At 40.6% G+C, this 22,437-nt stretch carries 21 protein-coding genes; 5 read left to right on the top strand and 16 right to left on the bottom strand.

Annotation, left to right across the window (positions count from 1 at the left end; all coding sequences use genetic code 11):
• The first annotated feature begins 109 nt into the window (after positions 1-109).
• From CDOM16188_RS02525 to CDOM16188_RS02535, 3 genes are read left to right on the top strand one after another with little or no spacing between them, the layout of a single operon-like run.
• On the top strand, positions 110-1,057 hold the full coding sequence (locus tag CDOM16188_RS02525; RefSeq protein WP_172198245.1) for an HlyD family secretion protein: 948 nt from the start codon (positions 110-112) through the stop codon (positions 1,055-1,057).
• Entirely contained in the window at positions 1,054-1,980 is a 927-nt protein-coding gene (locus CDOM16188_RS02530) for an ABC transporter ATP-binding protein (protein ID WP_172198247.1), read from the top strand. Before CDOM16188_RS02525 ends, CDOM16188_RS02530 begins: the two co-directional genes overlap by 4 nt.
• 8 nt (positions 1,981-1,988) lie before the next feature.
• Positions 1,989-3,110 (top strand): ABC transporter permease, encoded by a 1,122-nt coding sequence (locus tag CDOM16188_RS02535; protein ID WP_172198249.1) that lies wholly within the window; start codon positions 1,989-1,991, stop codon positions 3,108-3,110.
• A gap of 93 nt (positions 3,111-3,203) precedes the next feature.
• On the opposite strand, the gene CDOM16188_RS11425 is transcribed toward CDOM16188_RS02535, so the two are convergent.
• The 13 genes from CDOM16188_RS11425 to selA form a co-directional block, all read right to left on the bottom strand.
• The gene (locus CDOM16188_RS11425; protein WP_301538599.1) at positions 3,204-3,335 is read right to left on the bottom strand and encodes a hypothetical protein; all 132 of its coding nucleotides are present in this window, start codon (positions 3,333-3,335) and stop codon (positions 3,204-3,206) included.
• Entirely contained in the window at positions 3,310-4,416 is a 1,107-nt protein-coding gene (locus tag CDOM16188_RS02540; protein WP_172198252.1) for an NnrS family protein, read from the bottom strand. Before CDOM16188_RS02540 ends, CDOM16188_RS11425 begins: the two co-directional genes overlap by 26 nt.
• Positions 4,409-5,098: an ABC transporter ATP-binding protein gene (locus tag CDOM16188_RS02545; protein ID WP_172198254.1), complete on the bottom strand. Its 690-nt coding sequence runs from the start codon at positions 5,096-5,098 to the stop codon at positions 4,409-4,411. Before CDOM16188_RS02545 ends, CDOM16188_RS02540 begins: the two co-directional genes overlap by 8 nt.
• Positions 5,099-5,107: 9 nt before the next feature.
• Positions 5,108-5,905 (bottom strand): ABC transporter permease, encoded by a 798-nt coding sequence (locus tag CDOM16188_RS02550; RefSeq protein WP_172198256.1) that lies wholly within the window; start codon positions 5,903-5,905, stop codon positions 5,108-5,110.
• A complete protein-coding gene (locus CDOM16188_RS02555; RefSeq protein ID WP_172198258.1) occupies positions 5,902-6,864 on the bottom strand; it encodes an ABC transporter substrate-binding protein in 963 nt (320 codons plus the stop codon). Before CDOM16188_RS02555 ends, CDOM16188_RS02550 begins: the two co-directional genes overlap by 4 nt.
• Positions 6,865-7,037: 173 nt before the next feature.
• Positions 7,038-8,885 carry a TonB-dependent receptor gene (locus tag CDOM16188_RS02560; protein WP_172198260.1) on the bottom strand — a complete coding sequence of 616 codons (1,848 nt, stop codon included), beginning with the start codon at positions 8,883-8,885 and terminating at the stop codon, positions 7,038-7,040.
• 213 nt (positions 8,886-9,098) lie between these two features.
• Positions 9,099-9,677, bottom strand: a complete 579-nt coding sequence (gene traT / locus CDOM16188_RS02565) for a complement resistance protein TraT (protein ID WP_172198262.1) — start codon at positions 9,675-9,677, stop codon at positions 9,099-9,101.
• Between the two features lie 125 nt (positions 9,678-9,802).
• Entirely contained in the window at positions 9,803-10,363 is a 561-nt protein-coding gene (fdh3B, locus tag CDOM16188_RS02570) for a formate dehydrogenase FDH3 subunit beta (protein WP_169941147.1), read from the bottom strand.
• Between the two features lie 10 nt (positions 10,364-10,373).
• Positions 10,374-13,274: a formate dehydrogenase subunit alpha gene (locus CDOM16188_RS02575; RefSeq protein ID WP_172198263.1), complete on the bottom strand. Its 2,901-nt coding sequence runs from the start codon at positions 13,272-13,274 to the stop codon at positions 10,374-10,376.
• A gap of 11 nt (positions 13,275-13,285) precedes the next feature.
• A complete protein-coding gene (locus tag CDOM16188_RS02580; RefSeq protein WP_172198265.1) occupies positions 13,286-13,498 on the bottom strand; it encodes a twin-arginine translocation signal domain-containing protein in 213 nt (70 codons plus the stop codon).
• Positions 13,499-13,894: 396 nt separating this feature from the next.
• A complete protein-coding gene (locus CDOM16188_RS02585) occupies positions 13,895-14,611 on the bottom strand; it encodes a thioredoxin fold domain-containing protein (protein WP_172198267.1) in 717 nt (238 codons plus the stop codon).
• Positions 14,612-14,671: 60 nt separating this feature from the next.
• A complete protein-coding gene (gene selB / locus CDOM16188_RS02590; protein ID WP_172198270.1) occupies positions 14,672-16,495 on the bottom strand; it encodes a selenocysteine-specific translation elongation factor in 1,824 nt (607 codons plus the stop codon).
• Entirely contained in the window at positions 16,488-17,822 is a 1,335-nt protein-coding gene (gene selA / locus CDOM16188_RS02595; RefSeq protein WP_172198286.1) for an L-seryl-tRNA(Sec) selenium transferase, read from the bottom strand. The genes selB and selA overlap by 8 nt, the downstream gene beginning before the upstream one ends.
• Before the next feature lie 155 nt (positions 17,823-17,977).
• Between selA and CDOM16188_RS02600 the strand changes: the two genes are divergently transcribed.
• Positions 17,978-19,648, top strand: a complete 1,671-nt coding sequence (locus CDOM16188_RS02600) for a 4Fe-4S dicluster domain-containing protein (RefSeq protein ID WP_172198289.1) — start codon at positions 17,978-17,980, stop codon at positions 19,646-19,648.
• Positions 19,641-20,354, top strand: coding sequence for a molecular chaperone (locus CDOM16188_RS02605; RefSeq protein ID WP_172198292.1), 714 nt, complete (start codon positions 19,641-19,643; stop codon positions 20,352-20,354). The genes CDOM16188_RS02600 and CDOM16188_RS02605 overlap by 8 nt, the downstream gene beginning before the upstream one ends.
• Before the next feature lie 346 nt (positions 20,355-20,700).
• On the opposite strand, the gene CDOM16188_RS02610 is transcribed toward CDOM16188_RS02605, so the two are convergent.
• The 3 genes from CDOM16188_RS02610 to CDOM16188_RS02620 form a co-directional block, all read right to left on the bottom strand.
• A complete protein-coding gene (locus tag CDOM16188_RS02610) occupies positions 20,701-21,390 on the bottom strand; it encodes an MqnA/MqnD/SBP family protein (RefSeq protein WP_172198295.1) in 690 nt (229 codons plus the stop codon).
• A 38-nt stretch (positions 21,391-21,428) separates the two neighbouring features.
• Positions 21,429-21,968: an NAD(P)H-dependent oxidoreductase gene (locus tag CDOM16188_RS02615; RefSeq protein ID WP_172198298.1), complete on the bottom strand. Its 540-nt coding sequence runs from the start codon at positions 21,966-21,968 to the stop codon at positions 21,429-21,431.
• Between the two features lie 136 nt (positions 21,969-22,104).
• Positions 22,105-22,428 (bottom strand): hypothetical protein, encoded by a 324-nt coding sequence (locus CDOM16188_RS02620; RefSeq protein WP_172198301.1) that lies wholly within the window; start codon positions 22,426-22,428, stop codon positions 22,105-22,107.
• Positions 22,429-22,437 lie beyond the last annotated feature (9 nt).

Raw genomic sequence — 22,437 nt, forward strand, 5'->3', positions numbered from 1 at the left:
AGATTTCAAACCGATACTAAAATTTGGCCGCTAAGCTAAATTCCGCTATAATGATATCGCTTTTAAAAAGCTGTTTTTAGCATTTGCACTCTAAATTTAAGGAGTAAAAATGAATGCAAAATTTATAGTTTTATCTCTTTTTTTGCTACTTGCCGGTTGCGACAAGAAAGCGGACGACACTCATTTTAACGGCTATTTAGAAGGTAAATACATCCACATATCGCCTTATTTTAGCGGACGCATAGTAAAAATTCACGTAAAAGAAGGAGAGATTATTGATTCGGGCAAGTTGCTATTTGAGCTTGAAGATACTTTGCAAAAAGCGAATTTAAACATAGCTAAAGCGAATTTAGCCTCACTTGAAGCAAAGCTTGAGGATCTAAATTTAGGCATGCGAAAAGAAGAGATCGAGCGTATCAAAGCAAAGCTAGACGAAGCCAAGGCGGCAAGTTGGCTTGCTGATAAAAACTGGCAGCGAACTAAAAAACTAATAGCCAAAAACTCGGTTTCTGACAAAGAAGCGGATATCGCAAAAGCCGAATTTGAAAGAGCAAGAGCCGTAGTAAGCGAGCTTGAAGCCTCTTTAAAGATCGCAAATTTGCCCGCCAGAGTTAATCAAATAAACAGCCTAAAAGCGGACATAAATGCACTCAAAGAAGATATCAAAGCCAAAGAGTGGCAGCTAAATGAAACCAAAATTTACGCCCCAAAAGCTGGCAAGATCGAAGAAATTTTTTATAAAGAGAGCGAGTGGGCGTTAAACTCAAAGCCCGCTATCCTACTACTTCCCGTAAACGAGCTAAAAGCCAAATTTTTCGTGCCGATCGCTTATATCGGCGAGTTTAAAGAGGGACAAAAGATAAAAATCGGCTGCATTGGATGTGAAAATTTAACCGCAACCGTTAGCAAGATAGCCTCCAAGCCCGAATACACCCCGCCCATCATATACAGCGAAAACACTCAAGATACGCTTACGTATCTCGTTGAAGCCCTGCTTGATAACCCAAGCGAGTTTTTGCACCCCTCACTTCCCATTAGCGTAAGGCAAAATCAATGAGCGAGTACGCCATAGACGTGCAAGGGCTTTCAAAGAGATTTGGCAAGCGCGTCATCATGAATAACGTCGATATCAGAGTACGCAAAGGTAGCGTTTGCGGATTTTTAGGGCCAAACGGAAGCGGCAAGACGACCACGATAAGAATGCTTTGCGGACTTTTAAAAGCCGATAGCGGAAGCGGGCAGTGTCTTGGATATGATTTTTTAACCCAATCTGACGCCATAAGGCTAAACACGGGCTATATGACACAAAAATTCGGCTGGTACAGCGACCTTACCGTTAGAGAAAACTTAGAATTTGTAGCGAAACTTTTTAAGATCAAAAATCAAAAATTTGAGATAGACAGGACGCTTGAGGAGCTTGGTCTTGCAGCTAGACAAAACCAAAGTGCAGGCGCTCTCTCAGGCGGCTTAAAGCAACGCCTTGCGCTTGCGATGTGCCTTGTGCATAGCCCTAAACTACTCTTGCTTGATGAGCCTACCGCAGGCGTTGATCCAAAGGCCAGAAGGGAGTTTTGGGATATCATACACCGCCTTGCAAACGACGGCGTAACGGTGCTAGTTTCAACCCACTACATGGATGAAGCCGAGCGCTGCCACGAGCTTATCTACATAGCTTACGGCAAAATTTTAGCCCAAGGCAGTGAAAATGAAATCATCTCCAAATACAAACTTGACATCTGGGATCTAAGCGGCTCGCGCGCAGCTGAAATTTCAAGGCTAATAGCCTCAAGCAGAGCGGTTCATACAGTTTCTGCCTTTGGAAACAGCTATCACATCGTAGTGCGAGATGCGAATTTGCTCCAAAGCGAGATAAAAAATCTTGGATACTCAAACGCTCAAGCAAATTTAAAGCCGATAAAAACGAGTTTGGAAGATATATTTATCCATCTTTTAAACATTTTTGAAGATGAGCGTGCGTAGGAAAAATCATGCAAAAATTCTCAATCCTTAGAATTCACGCCGTAGTTATCAAGGAATTTCGCCAAATTCTAAGAGATAAAGGCACACTAGCTCTTATCATCATGATGCCGCTTATGCTTATGCTGCTTTTTGGCTACGCGATCAACAACAATCCAAGAAATTTGCCAACCGCACTTGTCATAAATTCGCAAGGAGAGCTTAGTAGATCGCTTATTAAGGCCATGCAAAACACGGGATATTTTCATATAAAAAGCATTACGAGGGATTTAGAGCTTGCAGATGAATTGATGAGAAAAGGCGATGTGCAGTTTATTATCCACTTCCCGCATGATTTAGAGCGCGATCTAACAAGAGGCTTTGTGCCAAAAATTTTAATCGACATTGACGCTACCGATCCCGCCTCATCGGCTCAGGTTTCAAGCGCGCTTATAAGAGCTTTTAACCAAGCCATCTCAAGGGATAAATTTAGCATAGAGCATCAAAACAGCGAATTTGAGCTGATAGTTCATACCAAATACAACCCTGAGCTTTTAACAAGATATCAGATCATCCCGGGGCTAGTGGGCATACTTCTTACGCTTACGACTATCTTGCTGGCGGGAATTTCGATGACTAAGGAGTATGAGCGCGGCACGATGGAAAATTTGCTCGCGACACCGCTATATCCGACCGAGGTGATGCTTGGTAAAATTTTGCCCTATCTTTTTATCTCGTATCTGCAAATTTGCGTGCTTTTGTTTATCGCGCGATATCTTTTTGAGCTTCCCGTCATAACGAATTGGGGCTCTCTTATAGCCTGCTGCACTCTTTTGATGCTTGCAAATTTAGGAGTTGGATTTACCTTTAGCACGCTTGCTAAAAATCAGCTTCAAGTTATGCAGATGACTTACTTTTTCTTTTTGCCTTCACTGCTACTTTCGGGGTTCATGTTTCCGTTTTACGGCATGCCAAAATGGGCGCAAATTTTAGGAGAATTCTTTCCGCTGACGCACTTTTTACGTATGATTAGAGGAATTTGGCTTAAAAACGCTCTTATAACAGACTACGTCTATGACGTGATAGCTATGTTTGTGTTTTTATGTGCTAGTACCGCTTTATCGCTGTATAGATATAAAAGGACGCTTGATTAGATTAAAGCCCGAATTTGGGCTTTAAATCATTTTTCTACGGCAAGCTTTAGGCTAACTTCAGTTTCGCTCCAAGTTTTACCTGCGTGAAGAGCCTTACACATCTACTACTTTAGTCGTTATCGGCTCTTTTTTCAATATCTCTATACTCTTTGCAAAATCGGCAAATTTATCGCTTTTAGTCGATTTAAACTCAAATTTCTTACTCGGGATCGTCGCTAAATTCATTATTTTTAAAAATTTTATAAAAATCAACAAACCATAAAACAAAAGCGATTGCGATCAAAGTAGCCGGCAGATGTATATAAAATCCACTCCAAGCATAGGCAAAAAACCCTCTAAAAATTCCCGCAGCCACGACCAAAACAAAAGCTATCTTGCTAAGAAGCAAAAACTCAAGCTCCTGTCCGCTATGACGAAGCCCGGCGATATTAAAGATAAGCATAATGCTAAATATCATGCCGTTAAGCGCGAGGATGTGAATCATGTTTGCTTCAAGTCCAAGACCCAAAATTCCGCTTATGCCAAAGATGGCGTAAGCAGCCGCCACAAGAAGCTGCATAAGGTAGTAAAAAACGATGAAATTATGCCTTAAGAGCTCTTTATAATGCCACTCCTTAAGCTTGGCAAAAACCGCAGCACCGCAAGCTAACGCCGCATAACTTATCGCGCCGCTTGATTCAAAAAACACGCTTAAAATCAAAAAAGCACAAACGCAACAAATGGCGATATTTTTATAGACCAAATTTGGAACAAACACAGCCTCATCCATATCGCTTTCGCGCTTTATCGCCTCGCGTCCAAGCACCATACTAACGCGAAATGATATAAGCAAAATCGCGATGATATGCAGATGAATTTGCAAATTTAAAAACTTCTCTTCGCCACTTAAAAGATAGCAAATTTCAAAGAGCAAAATTCCAAGCAAAAAGCCCATAACCCCAAATTGATCGTCGTTTTTATCAAGCCAGATCATATAAGCGCAAAGCATCACCAAATACGCCCAAAAAATCGCCATAAAAAGATGAGCAAGCCACAAATTTACGAGCGAGGCAAAGAAACTAAGAGCAAAAATTCCAAACAAAATATAGGCATGAATTTTAAGCGATTTAGTAAAATTCGTCCAGTCCGTAAGTCCCGTAAGCAAAAATCCCGCATAAGCAAGCGCGCCTACAAGGTGTAAAAATATAAATTTATGAAGGCTTATAAAATCAACCGGCGCAAAAAATACAGCTCCGCCAAGTGCCGCACAAATAGCGCTTGAAAGGAAAAATATCCGCATAGGATAGGTAAAAAAATCATTAATCATAGTAAATTTTCCCCTTGAAATTCTCGTTTATCACGGCGTTTAAGTAATCAAAATTCCTATCTTCAAAGCGCTTTTCAAGCTTTAGCCTACGCTCGATGACAGCACCTTTGCTCTCAAGGAAGCAAATTTCATCGCTCATCTTAGCCGCCTCCATCCTGTCATGTGTCACGAGCACTACGCTCATGCCGTTTTTCACGCGGTCTGCGATCATCTCCATCAAAATTTCTTTCATGTCATAATCAAGCCCCGAAAACGGCTCATCCATCAAAAGCAAATCAGGCTGAGTCACGATAGCGCGCACAAAGGCGACCCTTTGGCGCATTCCGCCGCTTAGCTCATCTGGATATTTTCTAGCGTCCTTTTTACCAAGACCAAGCCTTTCAAAGTAGCTAAGCACTAGACTTTCATCGGGTTTATCCATAACCAAAAGCACGTTTTCAAGCGCGTTTTTCCACTCTAAGAGGCGGTTTTCTTGAAAAAGATAGGTCGTGCGGGCGAATTTGTTGATTATGCGCCCTTTTCTTGGCTCTATGATACCGGAAATCAGCCTAAGTATCGTAGTCTTACCGCACCCGCTTGCGCCAAAAAGAGTTATAACCTCGCCGCTTTCAACATCTAGGCTAAAATTTCTCACGACCTTATCGCGCAAAATTTCATATTCTACATTTTTAAGTTCCAACATTATCGCTCCTTAACGCTTCCAAGGCATGAGTGCTATCTTTAAAGGCTCGATGATTAGGTATTCAAAAAGCATGATAAGCGTGATAACAAGCACCACGTAAGCCATCACCTCGGTCGTATCAAGCATGACGCGTGCGCTTGCTATCTTTGCGCCCATTCCTTCGTTCGCCCCCAAAAGCTCAGCCATGATGACTATCTTAACACCCATCGCCACAGCCACACTTAAAGAGCTTATGATGTAACCCGTAAGATGTGGGATATAAAGATGGCGAATTTTCCTTGCAAGCCCAAGATGATATGCGTCAAACATCTCCTTTAGCTCCTCGCTAACGCTCATCATACCTACCGCCGAGCTTGCAAACGTTAGCGGCAAAACAGTTATGATGATGGTAAAGATAGTGCTAAAATTTCCAAATCCGAACCAGAATATCGCCATCACTATCCAAATGATCGGCGGCATGGCTAAAAGCACCGTTATAAGCGGCTTTAAAAGCGCGGCAAAGCTCTTATAAGCACCGGCAATAAGCCCAAGCGTGATACCGATGATACATGCAGTTCCCACGCCTACAAGCGATCTGAACAGCGTTACATCAATCTCACTTGCCTTGTATTCAAGCAGAAGCGAATACGCCTTAAGAAAAACGACCTTTGGAGCAGGCAGCATAAATTCGCCGAATTTTTCACTACCAAGCTGCCAAAGAGCGATCAAAAGACATATCGTGGCAAATCCGCTAAATCCGCCCCAAAGATAATCAACCACGCGGTTTATCGCCGCGCGATCTTTTTTAACGTTATCGATTAAAATCATAAAAATAGACTCTTATCAGGCATTTTTCCGCCTAAAATTTTTGGATTTAGCTCAAACAACACTTCAAAAAAGCTCATCAGCTCATCAGCCAAATCGCTTGCTTTAGTTACGGTTAAATTTGAACGCTCAAATGCGTTTGCAAGAGCGGGTTCCGGTGCAGGAAGATACTGAGCGCCGATCTTAGCGGCACTTTGCTTGTTTTGTAAAATCCACTTAAGAGCGTTTTGCAAGTCGTTATGAAACACCTCAAAAACCTCTCTGTTAGCATTATAATAATCCAAACTCACTATAAGACCCGCTTGCGGGATATATGGCTTCACGCCAAAGCTCTCGCCCCAAATTTCAGGCAGTTCAAAGCCCACGCTTACATCCACGCCCATCTTTTTGCCCTTAAGTATGGCAGCCGAGCTCATAGGCTCGATGGATAGTGCAGCGTCATAGTCCTTTTGTAAAAACAGTCCAACCGACTCAGGCGGAGTTTGCACGTAGGTGATGTCGATCTTTGAGATGTCTATGCCGCGCTTTTTGCAAATGGCGCGAAAGACGAGATCGGGCATATCGTTTTTAAAAGGCATGATAAGCTTTTTACCGACCAAATCCTCTATGCTTTTTATGCTTGCGTCTTTAACAAGGACGTTTTGAAGTCCGTTTGTCATGATGTTTAGCATGCCAAATTTTATGCCTTGGTTAGCTAAATTTACGCCCACATTACTTGGCGCCGCGGTTAGCTTCATATCTCCGCTTGCCACACCCGCACGAAGCTGGTCGGGGTTGCTCCAAATTCGCAGTTTCATATCGTGAGTTTTATTAAGCTCTCCTTGCATAGTCGCAACCGCAAGCATAGTACTTGGGATGGCAGGCATTCCCCAAATATCAAACCTCTCTTTTGCAAACAAATTTGGAGCAAATGCCGTTACTCCAAGAGCTGCGCCTAAACCTAAAAAATTTCGTCTTTTCATTTTTTATCCTTTGTGTTGATCTGAATTTTTAACTAAAATAAAGTCGTAAAAGCAAAGTATCGCGAGATGATTTTTTGAGCTTTGAAGCAAAATTAAGCAAAGCTAGGCAAGATAGCCTGCTGCAGTGCAAATTTTGCAAAATCTCAAAAAAGCGCTTGCGAGACTAGCTTTTATCAAAAGCTTGAGTGAAAACTCACAAACACCACCCTACCCGGCGCATTTACTCTCCTTGGATCAAGAGCTGCGACATGATCGCCGCTTATAAACTCCGCATACTCCTTATCAAAGATATTATTTATGCCAAATCTTAAGCCGAATTTATTTCTAAACTCAACCGCACCGTAAACGTCTATGAGCGTAAACGCTTTTGCTTCTTTGCTGTCTATGCCAAGTCCGGTGCTTTTATCAAAATCGCCTCTGTTTTGCTTGGCTACATATCTAAGCGCACTGCCTAAACTAAAGCTTCCAAAGCTTGCGTAGCTCTTGTAATCAGCTGCTAAATTCGCTTCAAACGGACGAATTTGATAAAGGGCTCTGCCGTCTGTTTTGTTTTGTCCGTAGTTGTAAAAAAGCGCCGCTTTTAAGCCAAAATTTTGTAAGAAGTTATAGCTCGCACTTAAATTTGCGCTGTAAATTTCAGCATCCACATTGCGCGAGATAACGGCATTTTTATTCATCGGCATAGCCGCTTTTGAGTGCCTGCGATCATAGATGATGAGATCTTTTACGTCGCTTGCGATAAGATGAGCTTTGATAGCGAAACTATCCTCGCCCTGCTTTGAGCTTAGATACTCTTTGAAAAACTCGCTTTTATACTCAAGTCCCAAATTCACGCGGTTGTGGCGCTCAGGTTTTAAGAACGGATTTGATATCCAGCCGTTATCAAGCGGTCCGTAAAGGGTGTTAAAGCGCTCCATATTTGAAGGCATCCTGCTAATGCTCTCAAGTGCCGCGTAGTAAAGATCCTTTTCATTCGGGCTAAATTCGTATTTCAAGCTCGCGCTTAAAACCTTATGCTTGATGTCGCCGTCTAAATTTTCGCCATAAATTGACTTAACCAGCCCTTTTATAGTTGAAATTTGAGGCATAGGAGCTGAGTATGAGCTGTTTGCCGCGCGCAAATTCGAGCTCATCCACTCGTAGTTTAGCGCCAAATTTAGCTTGTTTGCTTCGTTAAATTTATAAGATATCTCGTCAAACACTCTCACGCTTTGGTTCTTAACATCTCCGAAGCGATATCCGTTAAACACCCATTTGCCACCCACAAATCCGTACCTTTTGCCCTCGTGTAAGTCGTGCTGATAGCTAGTGCCTATCATGTTGTGAAAATTGCCAAAATCAACGTCATAGCTAAGCTTCGCGTCAAAAATTTTCCTCTCTACTTCGACTTTTACTTTTTGAGCCGAATTTCTTAGCTCATAGTTGTTTGCGTCGCGGTTGATATCTCTTAGCATAAGCTCTAAATTTAGCGTATTAGCAAGACTTTCTTCGCCTAAACGAGCGTTAAATTTCGCTATCTTACGCTCGGTTTTAACTGCGTCCATCGCGTGATGAGGTTCTTTTTCGTTATCTATATTATCACGCAAAAATGTAAAACGAAATTCGCTTATATCGTTTGGTACAAAGCCCAAAATAGCGCTTTGACCTTGTCTTGAGTAGCCAAAATCAACTTCATTGCCGCCACCGTCTTTGTAGCGGTTGCCCTTTGAAAAATTTGCGTTTAAGATGGTGTAGAAATTTGCCCCGCGATATTTAAAAAGAGCCGAGCTATAAAAATCTCTACCGTAAAATCCGCCCGAAATGTGAAATTTATCCATCGAATCATCAAGCAGGTCGGTTACGAAAAAATACTCATCCCTATTCGTGCGATCAAACTGATGTGCGGGAAATGCGCTTTGAGCGATATTTGGCGTATATGGCTTAGGTGGCACGAAATCTTTTAACGGAGCGATATTATCTGGGTTTGCACTATTTGCTACAAGCAAGCTAGCCAATGCGGCACAACTTAAAACTACTCTCATCTTACATCCTTTTTGTATGAAATTTATGAGAAATTTGATTTCTTTTGATTTTGATTAAGTATATCATTATTAAGCAGTTAAAGATATTGATATATATCAACCCTAAAATATATATCAAAAACAAATTTGAAATTTAGCTCGATAAATTATAAGCATGGTTTAAAAGGATAAAGGCTTGTAAAGAGAGCTTGCCCGCCCTCTTTACAAACAAAATTAATAAAAGAAGTTGATTATCTGAGTAGCTATCTTATCTTCTACAAAAGGCATTATGTAGCTTGGAGAATATACGTTTTTATCACTTTGCACATCAAGTATGGTGCGTTGCTCGCGCTCTTTTGTAGTGATTGAGACACTAACCGTTGCCTTGTAGATGTAGTGGCGAGTATCGTAATAATCATCATAAAAAGGATCTCCAAACACCATGCCCACTCCCGCTGAACTCCTACGTCCAAACGAGCCAAAGCCGTAGCCTAAATTTATAAAGACATTAGGATCCTTACGCTCCACTCTCTCAAGCATCATAAAATCCCCAAGCAAGACGATATCCGCACGCTTTTTATCAGCTACGGGCACAAAACCCTTACTTACAAATTTCTTCCTAACCGTCTCTTCAAGAGTGTTTTGATGTCCTGATGAGTTTTTAAAATTTATAAAGACCGTTTGGTTTGCGTCTAAATTTGTAATAAATACGGGTGCACTGGAGTTTAAGTATAGTTTTGGAGTGCTATTTGTGCTGCAAGCCGCAAAGAAAAAGGCTATAAATAAAAGGAGTAAAATTTGAACATACCTCATCTCAAATCCTTTAATTTTATGATTTTACATAAAATTATAACTCGCTGCGATTAATGAAAGATAAAATAAAAGCTAAATTTTAAAGAATAAAAGAGAAGAAAAAGGGGCGAATTGCCCCCTTAAATTTAGATAGAAAAGCCTGTATTGCGAAGTGTGACGCGTTTGCGATATACATTTGCAACTTCGGTTGCATCTCCAACCAAAAGAGCGTTTGTCGCACAAACCGCCGCACACATAGGCACTTTGCCCTCTGCAATACGGTTTTGTCCGTATAGCTCACGCTCTTCGTGAGAATTTGTCTCCGCAGGACCACCCGCGCACATCGTGCATTTATCCATCTCACCTTTAATGCCAAACGCCCCGTCTCTTGGAAACTGCGGCGCACCAAACGGACAAGCATATAAGCAGTATCCACAGCCTATGCACTTGTTTTTATCATGAAGCACGATACCGTCTTCGCGGATATAAAAGCAATCCACAGGACAAACTTGCTCGCAAGGAGCGTCCGTGCAGTGTTGGCATGCGATAGTTGTTGAAACCTCCTTGCCTTCAACGCCGTCATGCAGCGTGATAACCTTACGGCGGTTAATGCCCACAGGAGTTTCGTGCGCCGAAGAGCAAGCTACTTGACAACCGAAACAACTTATACATCTGTTGTTATCTACGAAAAATTTCATTCTTGCCATGGCTTACTCCTTACGCTTTTTCCAGACGGCATAGACCTGCGTTATACTCTGAAATTTGAGTAACAGGGTCAAATCCGTAGTTTGTTACGATGTTTGAAGGCTCGCCTATCGTATATGGCTTAGTTCCTTCAGGATACCTATGGCTTAGATCAACGCCTTGCATCACGCCCGCGAAGTTATAAGGCAAGCAAATTCTATCGGGCGTAACGCTTCTGTTGTGATAGCATTTTACCTTTATCTTAGTGCCTTGCGGAGAGTGAATCCACATCATATCGCCGTCTTGTATGCCGTATTTAAGCGCTAGTTCAGGGTGAACATTAGCAAACATCTCAGGCGTGATAGCCGCTAGATATTTACTTGTTCTTTCAAGCATTCCCGCACCGCTTAAATTCACCAAGCGCATTGAGCTGATGATAGTAGGGAAATCCTTGCTCCAATCTTGCTTTTGCTGCTCTGATTTAAATTTCGTCTCAACGCGGAAATTTCTAGCTTGATCGTCGATAGCAGGATACTTTTGTACCAGATCCCATCTTGGCGAGTGTATCGGCTCTCTGTGTTTTGGAATTTGATCTATAAATTCCCAAACTATAGCCCTTGCTCTTGCGTTTCCGTAAGGAGCAACGCCCGCTTCGCGGCATTTTTGATTTATGATACCGCTATAATCCATCGTCCAGTTTTCACCGATCTTAGCCTTTTCTTCCTCGGTTAAAGTTATGCCAAGCACCTGCTCGATATTGTCCTTAGTGATTTGCGGATAGCCGCCTTTAACTTTAGAGCCTTTTAGCTGGACAGCTTCAGATGCGATTTGAGAAACGCCGTTATGCTCTAGACCAAATCGATTTCTAAATCCGCAACCGCCCTCGGTATAAGGCTTATTTAGATCATAAAGTATAGGAGTTCCAGGATGCTGCTTATCCCAGCAAGGCCAAGGCAAGCTATAGTATTCGCCTTTTACGTCTCCGCCTATTCCTATTAGCGTATCAGGATCGAAATTTTCCCAATTTTGCTGATGCTTTCTTAATCTTTCAGGCTGCCAACCTTGAAGCCCGATAGTCTGACCCATTCTGGCTAGCTCTCTTGTAGCGTCATCAGGCCACACGAAGCTATCTTTTACTACTTCAAGATCATCGTTCATCTTTAAGGATTTTGTGTAATCCTCATAAAAGCCCCATTTTTTAGCAAATTCAAACATAACCTCTTGATCAGGCTTGCTCTCATAAAGCGGCTCGATAACTTTCGTTCTCCACTGCGCAGCTCGGTTTGTAGCCACAACGATGCCTTCATTTTCAAACTGAGTCGCAACAGGAAGGATATAAATTCCGTCTTTTCTGTCGCTTAAGATCGCAACTTCATTTACAAACGGCTCTGCGATAACTAGCAAATCAAGCTTATCTATCGCCTCTTGAATTTTTGCCAGGTGAGCCATAGAGGTAATTCCCGTTCCTTGAACCCAAAGCACCTTAAGCTCGCCGCTTGTAAAGGTATTTTCCTCTTTTAAAACGCCCTGCCACCATTTTGAAAGCGACCAGCCTTTTTCATTTCTCCAGTTTCTATCTTCAGGATTTTTAGGATCGTGGTAATAATACTCCTCAAATTTCGTTCCTTTGATAGGAGCGCCGCCCTTTTTAGGCTCTTTGGTTGAAACGGCAAATCGTTTTACAAATTCGTCAAATTCTACACCCCAGCCCTTACAAAAGTGCTTCCAAGCCTTATCGCCAAGCCCGTAGTATGTAGGCAAGCTGTCGGCTAGGTTGCCCATATCGGTTGCGCCTTGAACGTTATCGTGTCCACGGATAATGTTACATCCGCCGCCTTCTACGCCCATATTTCCAAGCACAAGCTGAAGGATAGGCAAAATTCTCGTATTTGAGCTGCCGATACTGTGCTGAGTCATTCCAAGAGACCATGCGATAGAAGCCGGCTTTGTATGGGCGTAAATATTTGCTACCTGCACAATCAAATCGGCAGGAACTCCCGTAACGTCAGATGTTACTTCAGGCGTCCAGTGCTCGGCCTCTTTGCGAACTTCATCTATGCCGTAAGTTCTATCGGCGATGAAATTCTTATCCTCCCAGCCGTTTTTAAATATGATATGAAGCAGCCCGTAAACAAAAGCTATGTCCGTTCCCGGTCTAACACGCACGTATATATCGGCTTTTGCCGCTGTTTTTGTGTAGATAGGATCTACAACTATCAGCTTTGCGTTGTTTCTATCTTTAGCTTGAAGGAAGTGCTTCATGCCTCCGACTGGATTTGCAACTGCGGAATTTGCTCCAAACACCATAATGGCTTTTGAATTTGCCGCCACGTCTCCAAAGTGGTTTGTCATCGCGCCATAACCCCAAGTATTCGCCGCTCCGGCGACTGATGCGCTATGTCAAATACGTGCAACGTGGTCTATATTGTTTGTGCCCCAAAATGCCGCAAATTTTCTAAAATAAAACGACTGCTCGTTGCTAAATTTCGCAGAGCCTAAAAATTCGACACAATCAGGTCCGTGCTCTTTACGAATTTCAAGCATCTTATCGCCAATCTCATTAACGGCAGTCTCCCAGCTTATACGCTCCCACTTGCCGTTTACCTTTTTCATAGGGTATTTGATGCGTTGCTTGCTCTTGGTTAGATCGATTTGATCTATGCCCTTACAGCAGTGACTGCCTTGAGATACGGGATGATACATCGCCATATCTTGACGAACCCAAACGCCGTCTTTTACCTCCGCCTCTATACCGCATCCGGCAGAACATATCGAACAGATGGTTCTAACTTTTTTTGAGCCCTCAAACGGATTTTTTATCTCTTCGTTCGTAGCTTTTCTAAAGACTTCATTCTCTCCAAAAGCGACCGTGCTACCCGCTCCAAGGGCTGCAAGCTTAAGGAAAGAGCGTCTTCCTATACGTGAATCACTCATAGTATTCTCCCTTAGTAAGCGATTTTATAGTAGTACTCCCACTCTTTGCTTTTTTGATAAAGCACCTCTTTTTTGCTTGACTTACCAAGCACTACACCGTTAGAATCAGCTTGCAAGCTAGCCTTGTTGCCGCTATTTGCGATAGCAGCGGTAGCCATCATCGTGCCGCCCACAGCGCCAATCTTTAAAGATTTTTTTAAAAAATCTCGTCTTGAGCCTTCCATCTTTTCTCCTTTCAGCTTTTAAATATATAAAAGCAACTTATCTATATTAAAAAGCAAAATTCAATTTAAAATGTTCAAAATTAGCATATTTCTAATTGGAAATCGCTATCAAATAGCGTTAAATAGCTAATTTGAGCTATATAAATATAAACTATGCAAATTTAGCATATCTTATAATTGGAAATCGTAAAGAACTGATATTAAATAATATTTTTTAAAAATTTTTAAAAATATAAAAAAATAATAATATTTCTTCAAAAATGAAATTTAAAATGAGAGATTATAAAATTTAAGTATCAATGCCAAAGCGGTTAAGCGGACGAAAAAGAAAATTTAAAATTTAAGGTGGCTAAATTTGACAAAAGCCCTCAAAAAGAGAGCTTTTGTAATGAAGTATTATTTTTTAAGATCTTGCAAATTTATTATATAAGGCACGCTTCTAACGCCTGCCGCAAGGTATTTCGTGCGAAGATCATCCATCATTTTAACCTCATCGTCGCTTACCGCATTATCCGCTACTTTATAATCCTCAGCGAAATATTTTCTTAGAATTTTGATCTTTTCGCTATCGGTTTTTGCCTTAATCGCATCTTTATATATCAAAAAGCTCTTTTGAAGAGCTGATTTATCATGTACAGGAGTTAGGATTATATGGACATTTGCCTCTTTTAGGGTTGTCTCGATCTTTTCAAGCTCCATTCTGCAGTATGGGCACTCAGGATCTGAAAACATAACATAAGTAGGCTTTTTAGAGTCGTTGCCAAGCATTATGATATTTTTCTTTTCTTCTTTATTAAACTGAGCTGCGATATTTTTAGCAGTTATCTTCTCTTTCATCTCGGCTTTATAAGCTTTTTTATTTTTTAGATCGATGATATCTGGAAGAAGCAGATCGCCCTTAGTAAACATTATCTCATCTTCGCTAAGCTTGCCGTTGCTGATATTTACTACAACCATCTCATATTCAGGGTTTTCGGCCAGTTTTTGACGCTCCGTAACCTTAAACATAAGTCCCGGCTGAGCAATTGACTTATAAAAATCGATTATCTGCTCATTGCTGGCAGCAAATAGACTTGTAGCCGCAACTACGGACGCTAATATAACTTTTTTCATTGTTTTACCTTTGTTGAAATTTGGCTCGATTATAATAACTTTTTTTAAACGGATAGAAAATCACCCCTTCATCACTCTATCATTGCCGTTTTTTACGATATCAGGCATAGTATCGAGGTATTCAAGATATGCGATTATGTATTTTCTGCTTAAATTTAGATGATCTTTTGCATTCGTTACGTTTACGAAGCCTTCGGTTCTTATTATCTCTTTAAGCTTACTAGTCGCCTCATTTAAAGCCTTTGAAGTTATGAAAAGATTATGCGCAAGCCTTACTACTCGCTTTATACCCGTTAGTTTTTTAAGCGCGTTATCTCCGCTAAGCCTGTCTATCTCAAGCTCATCATAGATGTTATAAGGCGCGGCAGGAGCTAAATTTGAGCTTTCCAAAATTTGATAAATTTGCTCTTCAAGCCTTACTTTAAGCTCTTTGATATCAACCCCTGTTTTTGTATAAACACCTTCGTTTTGAGCTATGAGGCCGCTTTTGCAAAGCTCATCGATAGCCTTTTGGCATAGCTCCTCGCTCGCCCAAGTTAGCTTTAGACTGATACTTGAAGCCGAAAATATCGCATAAGGATTTTTTTCTATCATAAATTTTATAATCTCTTTAATGCGAGAAATCGCGCTTATATCGTAGATATTTAAGGCTTTTTCATCTACATAAACGCTTGGAATTTGCTTTGCTATATTAACCGCTTCTTCGTGTGTTAAACCAAATCTTTGATAAGAGGAGATAATGCCAAAGCCGTTTTTATGCGTGTCTTTAAGCAAAGTAAAGGCGCTTATGAAATCTTTTTTAAAAAGATGATTTAAAAATATAATTTTTTGCGCCTTTTTAAGCGGTTCATTTACCGAATTTAAAACCTTACCGCCGCCTATCACGCGCGAATTTGCAATCAAGACGAAAGGCTCGTCAAATTTTAAAAACATATCCTTTTCAAATTTAAAAGTTACAAAACAACTATCATCTTTTTGGCTCAAAATAATCGCTTTTGCACTTGCGGTTTGCGCTCCCACGCAAAAAGTCACGCTTTCATTGTGAGTTAAATTTTTTGCATTTACGAAGCAGTCAGCCTCCCTAAATCCCCTAAAAAAGCCTTTTTTGCTTAGAAGTTGCCCTTTTTTAAGCTCATTTAGCTCAATACCTGTTAAATTTAGCGCCATACGGCTGCCTTCATACGCGACATCAACGAAACTATCGTGAATTTGCACGCTTCTTACAATCGCTTCTTTGCCTGAGCCGTAGTTATAGATCTTTTCGCCTTTTTTTACGCTTCCTTCTATGATAGTTCCGGTTACTACGCTACCGATTCCTTTTAGACTAAAGACCCTATCGATATAGTAGCGAAATACGCCGTGTTCGCTTTTGGTTTTTGGCTTTAGGGTAAAGAGATAATCTCTTAATTCGGTTATGCTTTGGGCGTCTTTTATACTAACTGCAAAAAATTCTAAAATTTCAAGATTTTTTAGCCTGCTTATAGCCTCTGTAACTTCAAATTTAACCTGCTCTATCCTGCTTTCATCTACCAAATCACACTTTGTTACGGCGATAATCAAAGACTTTATTTGAAGCAAATTTAAAATTTGCAAATGCTCTAAACTCTGAGGCATAAGCCCGTCATTTGCGGCAACTACAAACAAGCACGCATCAAATCCATACGCTCCGCTTATCATCGTCTTAACCAAGCTTTCATGTCCCGGAACGTCGATAAATGCGATATTATCTTCGCCTCGCCTTAAATTTGAAAAGCTAAGATCGATAGTTATGCCACGCTTTTTTTCCTCTTCAAGCACGTCGCCTTCAAAGCCGTTTAGCTCTCTTATAAGTGCTGTTTTACCGTGATCGATATGTCCTGCGGTTCCGATTATGAGGCTATTCATCGCACTCTCCTAAAATTTCGTTTATCGAATTTATGAGTCTCGTTTCATCCTTAGGCAAAACGCTTCTTAAATCAAGCAAAAACGCCCCGTTTTCAATCCGTCCGATGATATTTTTAGCTCTAAATTTCGCCTCGTTTAAATTTGCGTTACCGCGCACTTTAAGAGCAATGCTCGGTATAGCCTTATTTGGCATAGTGCCTCCGCCCACAAATGTCTTGGTTTGCACCACTTCAAGCGGTTTTTCAAGAGCAAAATTTATCCTAGTCGCGGTATTTTCAAGCTCGTTAATGTCTTTATAGAGCTGATTAATTGTGGTTATGAGACTGAATTCTTTATTTATGTAAGCCTTTACCGATTCGCTTAGAAGCGATATTATCACTTTATCCACTCGAAGCATTCTAAGGAGTTGATTTTGCTTAAGCTTTGCTACTAGTTCGCGTTTGCCAAGGATTATACCGCACTGAACCGAGCCAAACAGCTTATCGCCGCTAAAGCTTAGTAACGAAACATCGCTAAATTCCCTCGCATTCGGCTCATTTTTGCCTAAATTATAAGGAAGCTCGCCGACATATCCGCTTCCAAGATCGTAATAATCAATCACTTCATGCTTTTTAGCCAAATTTGAAAGTTCGTTTATACAAACATCCTCGCTAAATCCGACTATATCGAAATTTGAGCGGTGCACTTTTACGATCATCTTCGTGTTTTCACCGATAACCGCTTCGTAATCTTTTAAATTTGTCCTATTTGTAGTGCCGACCTCGCGCAATAAAGTTCCCGAATTTGCCATCACTTCAGGCACTCTAAAGCTTCCTCCGATCTCAACAAGCTCACCTCTGCTGATAACTGCTTCACCGCCTTTTGCAAAGGTATTTAGCACGAGAAAAACGGCGCTTGCGTTATTGTTTACGACGATCGCGTCCTCAAAGCCAAAAAACTCCGCTAAAAGCGAGCCGACGTAATCGTATCTGTTTGAGCGAGTCCCGCTTTCAAGGCTGTATTCTATGTTAGAATACCCCGTAATGACGTCCTTTGCACGCATCAAAATTTCTTCGTCTATTACGCTTCTGCCTAAATTTGTATGCACGGCAACGCCTGTTGCATTTATCACGCTTTGCAAAGATGAAATTTCAAATTTTGCGTAGCGTTTTAGGATATTTTTTATAATATCTTGCAACTGATCGCAAGTTTTATTCGCTATGATTTTTTCGCGCTGAAACTCAAGCTCTTGTCTGGCAAATTTGGCTACAAAAGCTGGAATCTTATCTTTAAATTCGGGCATTTTTAAAATTTTATCTATCTGCGGTAGGCTTTTAAATTCGCTCATTTCAATTCTCCAAGTAATTTTGTTTTACTACGAGGATTGTATCATAAATTTTGCAAGAGATTTTAGCTTATATATTAAAAATAGATTTTTAAATTCAGTACTCATTAATGACATAAGTATTAAAATGCAGTAGTTTTTGATAATGGAGAATATTAATGAAAGAATTTGGCTTTTACAACGATTTTGACGACTCTTTGATGCTAAACGAGCAGATTGAAATAGCAAAAGAAGGCGAGTATCTGATCTCAAATTCGGATAAATTAAAGGCTGATATCATAGCCCCTGAGATAAATTTTTATCTCAAAAACAGTAGCGATAGCGTACTTGACAAAGCCAAAAACACGCTTTTATTATACGAAGCAAGAGCTCACGGATTTGACCTTGCAAGAGATGTCGAGCATGAAAAAGAAGTCGGCAAAAACGTCGTCATCGTAAGCAACACTGGTCGTGAAAAGCTAGCTGAAATTTTAAAAGAAAACGGATTTAAGGTTATTGAAATAACGCACTTTGAGATGAAATTCGTATATGGCGCGGCAGGCGAATTAAGCGTGATAATGCTAAGAGAAAACGACGAGTTTGAAGTTGATTGCGATTTCTTGCTGGTTGAAAACGCAAGAGATTATATGCTTAAGCAAAGCGGCTGCTACGAGATAGCGGGCATGAGCGATGAGAACGTGCTAAATTTTATGCTTGAAAAAAGCCCGAAATTCAAATACAAAACGCATATTTTTTATGATTCTACCATTTGTCAATACCACGAGCGCAGACAAGAAATTTGCGGAAGATGTGCGGATGTCTGCCCTACGGTTGCTATTTTAAAAGAGGATGCGACAAAACATCTTGTATTTTCTCACATAGACTGTCTTGGATGTGGCGGCTGTATCAGCGTATGTCCTAGCGGTGCGCTTGATTACTCATATACTCCGCGTGTTGCGTTTGCAGAAATAGCAAAGATGTATAAAGGCAAAATCGCGCTGATCTTGCCTAAGAAAATGGATCTAGCCAATCTAAGCCTGAATTTGCCTGCGGGCGTGCTTCCTTTTGCCATAGAAGGCGAAAAATGGCTACATGAGGCGCACTTTATGACGCTTTTGCAAGAAAGCGGAGCAAGCGTGATATTTTATACCGATTTCGTAAGTCGCGGCTCAAAAGACGCTATTGACATAGTAAATCAAATTTATGAGATCAAATTCGCCCGCAAAGCGGTCTATGTCGCCATGAATGAAAAAGAGCTTAAAGACGCTCTTAGCAAAGCGACTCTAATCGAAGGCTCACAGCATTCGGTTTCCGAATACGCAATGCCAAAAAGAGAAATTTTTGGCAAACGACTTGAGTGGCTTGTCGGAGATGAAAATTTAGGAGTAGTAAAAACGGGTGAAAACATAAGCTACGGCACTGTTGAGATAAACCGCGACACATGTACGCTTTGTTTAAGCTGCGTGGGTGCATGTAACGTAAGCGCACTCGTTGCCGACACCAAGACGAATTCTATAATGTTTAACCCGAGCATATGCACCAACTGCGGATACTGCGAGGTAAGTTGCGCCGAAAAAGACACCATAGTACTTAAACGAGGAGAGATCGAGCTAAAACCGGAGTATTTCGTATATAACGAGCTTGCGCGCGACGAGCTTTTTGCCTGCATAGAGTGCGGCAAAGAGTTTGCGACTAAAAAAGCCGTTGAGAAAATCGCTTCTATAATGGGTCCGAAATTCGCCTCCGATCCGATAAAGCACAAGACGCTTTACTGCTGTGCGGATTGCAAAGCCAAAGTGATGGTACAAGCGCAAATAGAGATGATGCAAAAGGATATTTTCAATGGATAACAATATCACCAAAGCGCGCTCATATTTTTACGAATTTTTAGCGTTTCCGCTGTTTTTTAATACCGACAAATCAAAATTTGAAAAGTGGCTACAAAAGCTTGAGTATCTAGCTTCAACACCAATCTCCGAGCAATCGGACGAGGCGTTTGCTCATCTTAAGAAATTTGATTTTGAAACGTTTTTGCGTGAGCAAAACGACGTGCTTTTTGACTTTGCCTACTCAAATATCCCGCTAAACGCCTCGTTTTACGAAGAGGGTCGTGATGACGGCGCAGCAAGACTTAGAGTGATAGAGTGCCTTAAGCTAAGCCCGTATAGACGCGACGTGCAAAACTGCAAAGATAGCGAGGACTTCATCGGTTTTGTGTTTTTGGCGATGTCAACTTTTTTAAACGATGAATTTAACGGCGCAAAAAACATCAGCGACAAGCTATTTTCAGGGGTTATAAATAATTTTGTAGATGAATTCGCCCTGCTTTTGCATAATCACAAAAATTCAAATTTCTTTAAAGCCTACGCTCAGATAATAGAAATTTTTATGCAGATTGAGCGTACAATACTTTCTATTGAGGCGCCTACTAAACCTATCGGCGATAGCGTAGCGGTGGCCTCGATGAAAAAAGAGCCGTTTCAAAGCAAGATGCCTACGGCAAAAACCAAGCTTCACTGGGAAGAATTTACTCCCGTTATACAAAATGAATTTTAAGCTATCCGCTTAAAATTCATCACTTCAAAAGCTTATAAATTTGCTCTAGTCGAAGTTCGAATAAGCTTTAACGTCGGTAATTTATCTTAAAAAAGAGATTTTGTAAATTTTTAATTTTATTTAGAGATAAATTTATTATGTTGCTTTTCAACAAATTAACAACTCAGTAGTTTTAGACGAATTTAGCTCCACTGAAATTTAACTTGTTATTTAAGACAAGCCAAACTCAAGCATTACAAAGCCCGAATTTAAATATCTCGCACAACACAAACCAAATACTATTGATTTGCATGATTAAAAAGCGTTAAATTCTAAAACACACAACAAACCACTTGCGCTTTAAATTTTACATTTTGGGCTGTTTTGGACGGGATTTTAGAAGCCTTGCCTCTTTAAAAAATATTCTAAGCGATTTTTGCTCTTTAGGCTCTATCTTGTAGCTGATAAACTCAAGGTACCATTTTATATCTTCTTTGCCGACACCTCTACTTTTAGCGTATGTCGCTAGTATGTAGTTTGGAATTTTGATTTTTTGGTTTAAGAATTTCTTGGTTAGCCTTTTGTATCTACTGAAATTTTTCGTGCATGAAAATCTACCGAATACAAAAGGTAAATTTGTCCGCTCATGCCACAGCCCGGCTAAGTCGTAAAACCGCTCGCCGCCTTCGCTAAGATAAGCTTTAAGAGCCCTATCGCCTATGATAACCTCGCCTTTGACATCTAAAATTTTAGCAAGCAAATTTGAAGAGGCAGACGCCGGATCGCTCTTTGGAAGAGAATTTTTGCGTACCAGCACGCTTTTTACATCGCGTTTTGCGACTATGCCGAAATTAAGCTTTTTATATCTTTTTTGATAGCTCTCTATGCTAGAAACTACTGCGGCATCGACTCTGCGAGCGCGTAAATTTTTATTTAAGCGACTTGGAACTCCCTTTTTAAACTCAATCGTTTTTTTGGTGTAGCTTTGAAGTGGTGAGCGCTTAAGATATATGTGAAAAGGAAGTAAATTCAGATAATCAATCTTGCCAAAGATCACAAATTTCCTTCAAAATTTCAGGAGAAAACTCCTGAAATTTACTCCTCTATAGGCTCGTTTTGAAGTAGTTTTACGTATTTTTCGACGCACTCTTTTATATCATCGTCATTTGCACTGAACGAGCCGCCGTTTATAAAAATTCTATTAAATATCATCCCGCAATAATCAGCCGTGATCTGTAGAGGCAAAAGCACTTCGCTAACGGTATGCTTGATGCTACCCTCTTTTGAATACGCAGCCTCTGCGCTTCCTAAGCTAACCACTATCTGAAGCTCTTTGCCTGCAAGCTTATTTCCCGTGCTTCCATACGCCCAGCCGTAAGTAAAAATTTCATCTATATAAGCTTTTAGCATCGCAGGAGTCGCAAGCCAAAACATCGGAAACTGAAAGACTATCCTATCGGCACTTTCTAAAATTTTTTGCTCCTCTTTCACGTTAAAAGCCTTTGTATCATATCCGTAGATGGCTTCTAAGTGCCTTACGGTAACATCGTTGATAGTTTTTGCAGCCTCAAAAAGAGCCTTATTCATTCTTGAATTTTGATAATCCGGATGTGACATAATGACAACGGTTTTCATTACTATTCCTTTCAGGTGTATTTAATTTATCCGTTTTTAACATATAAATTTAGATTAATTATATCCACAATATCTTTACTAACGGCTTTAAATTAGCTATATAAACCAGATAAATTTAACCCAAAAAGGCTACTGATTACTTCGCTTCTTCAAGTACGAAAAATTCACCCATACTGTTTTGAAGCAAGGCATTTTGCCCCTTGATATGGATGTTTACTCTTTTATTATCAGCCACTAAAAACAACCCCTTAGGAGTATCTTTCTTCTTAAGTTCATAAACATCTCCGTCGCTATCTTCCATAGTTGCGGTCTGCCAGCCGTCGCTGCTTGTTAGCTTAACCGCGTAAAATACGCTTGAAAACTGCCTTTCTTCGACTTTAGCACTAGATTTTGTCGCGCCAGAAGCAGCACAACCCGCCATAAAAACAGATAAAAGCAAACAGGCTAGAAAATTTCTCATTTTATTCCT

Origin of the sequence: Campylobacter sp. RM16188 (genome assembly GCF_012978795.1) — a bacterium.
GTDB classification, from domain to species: Bacteria; Campylobacterota; Campylobacteria; order Campylobacterales; family Campylobacteraceae; genus Campylobacter_A; species Campylobacter_A canis.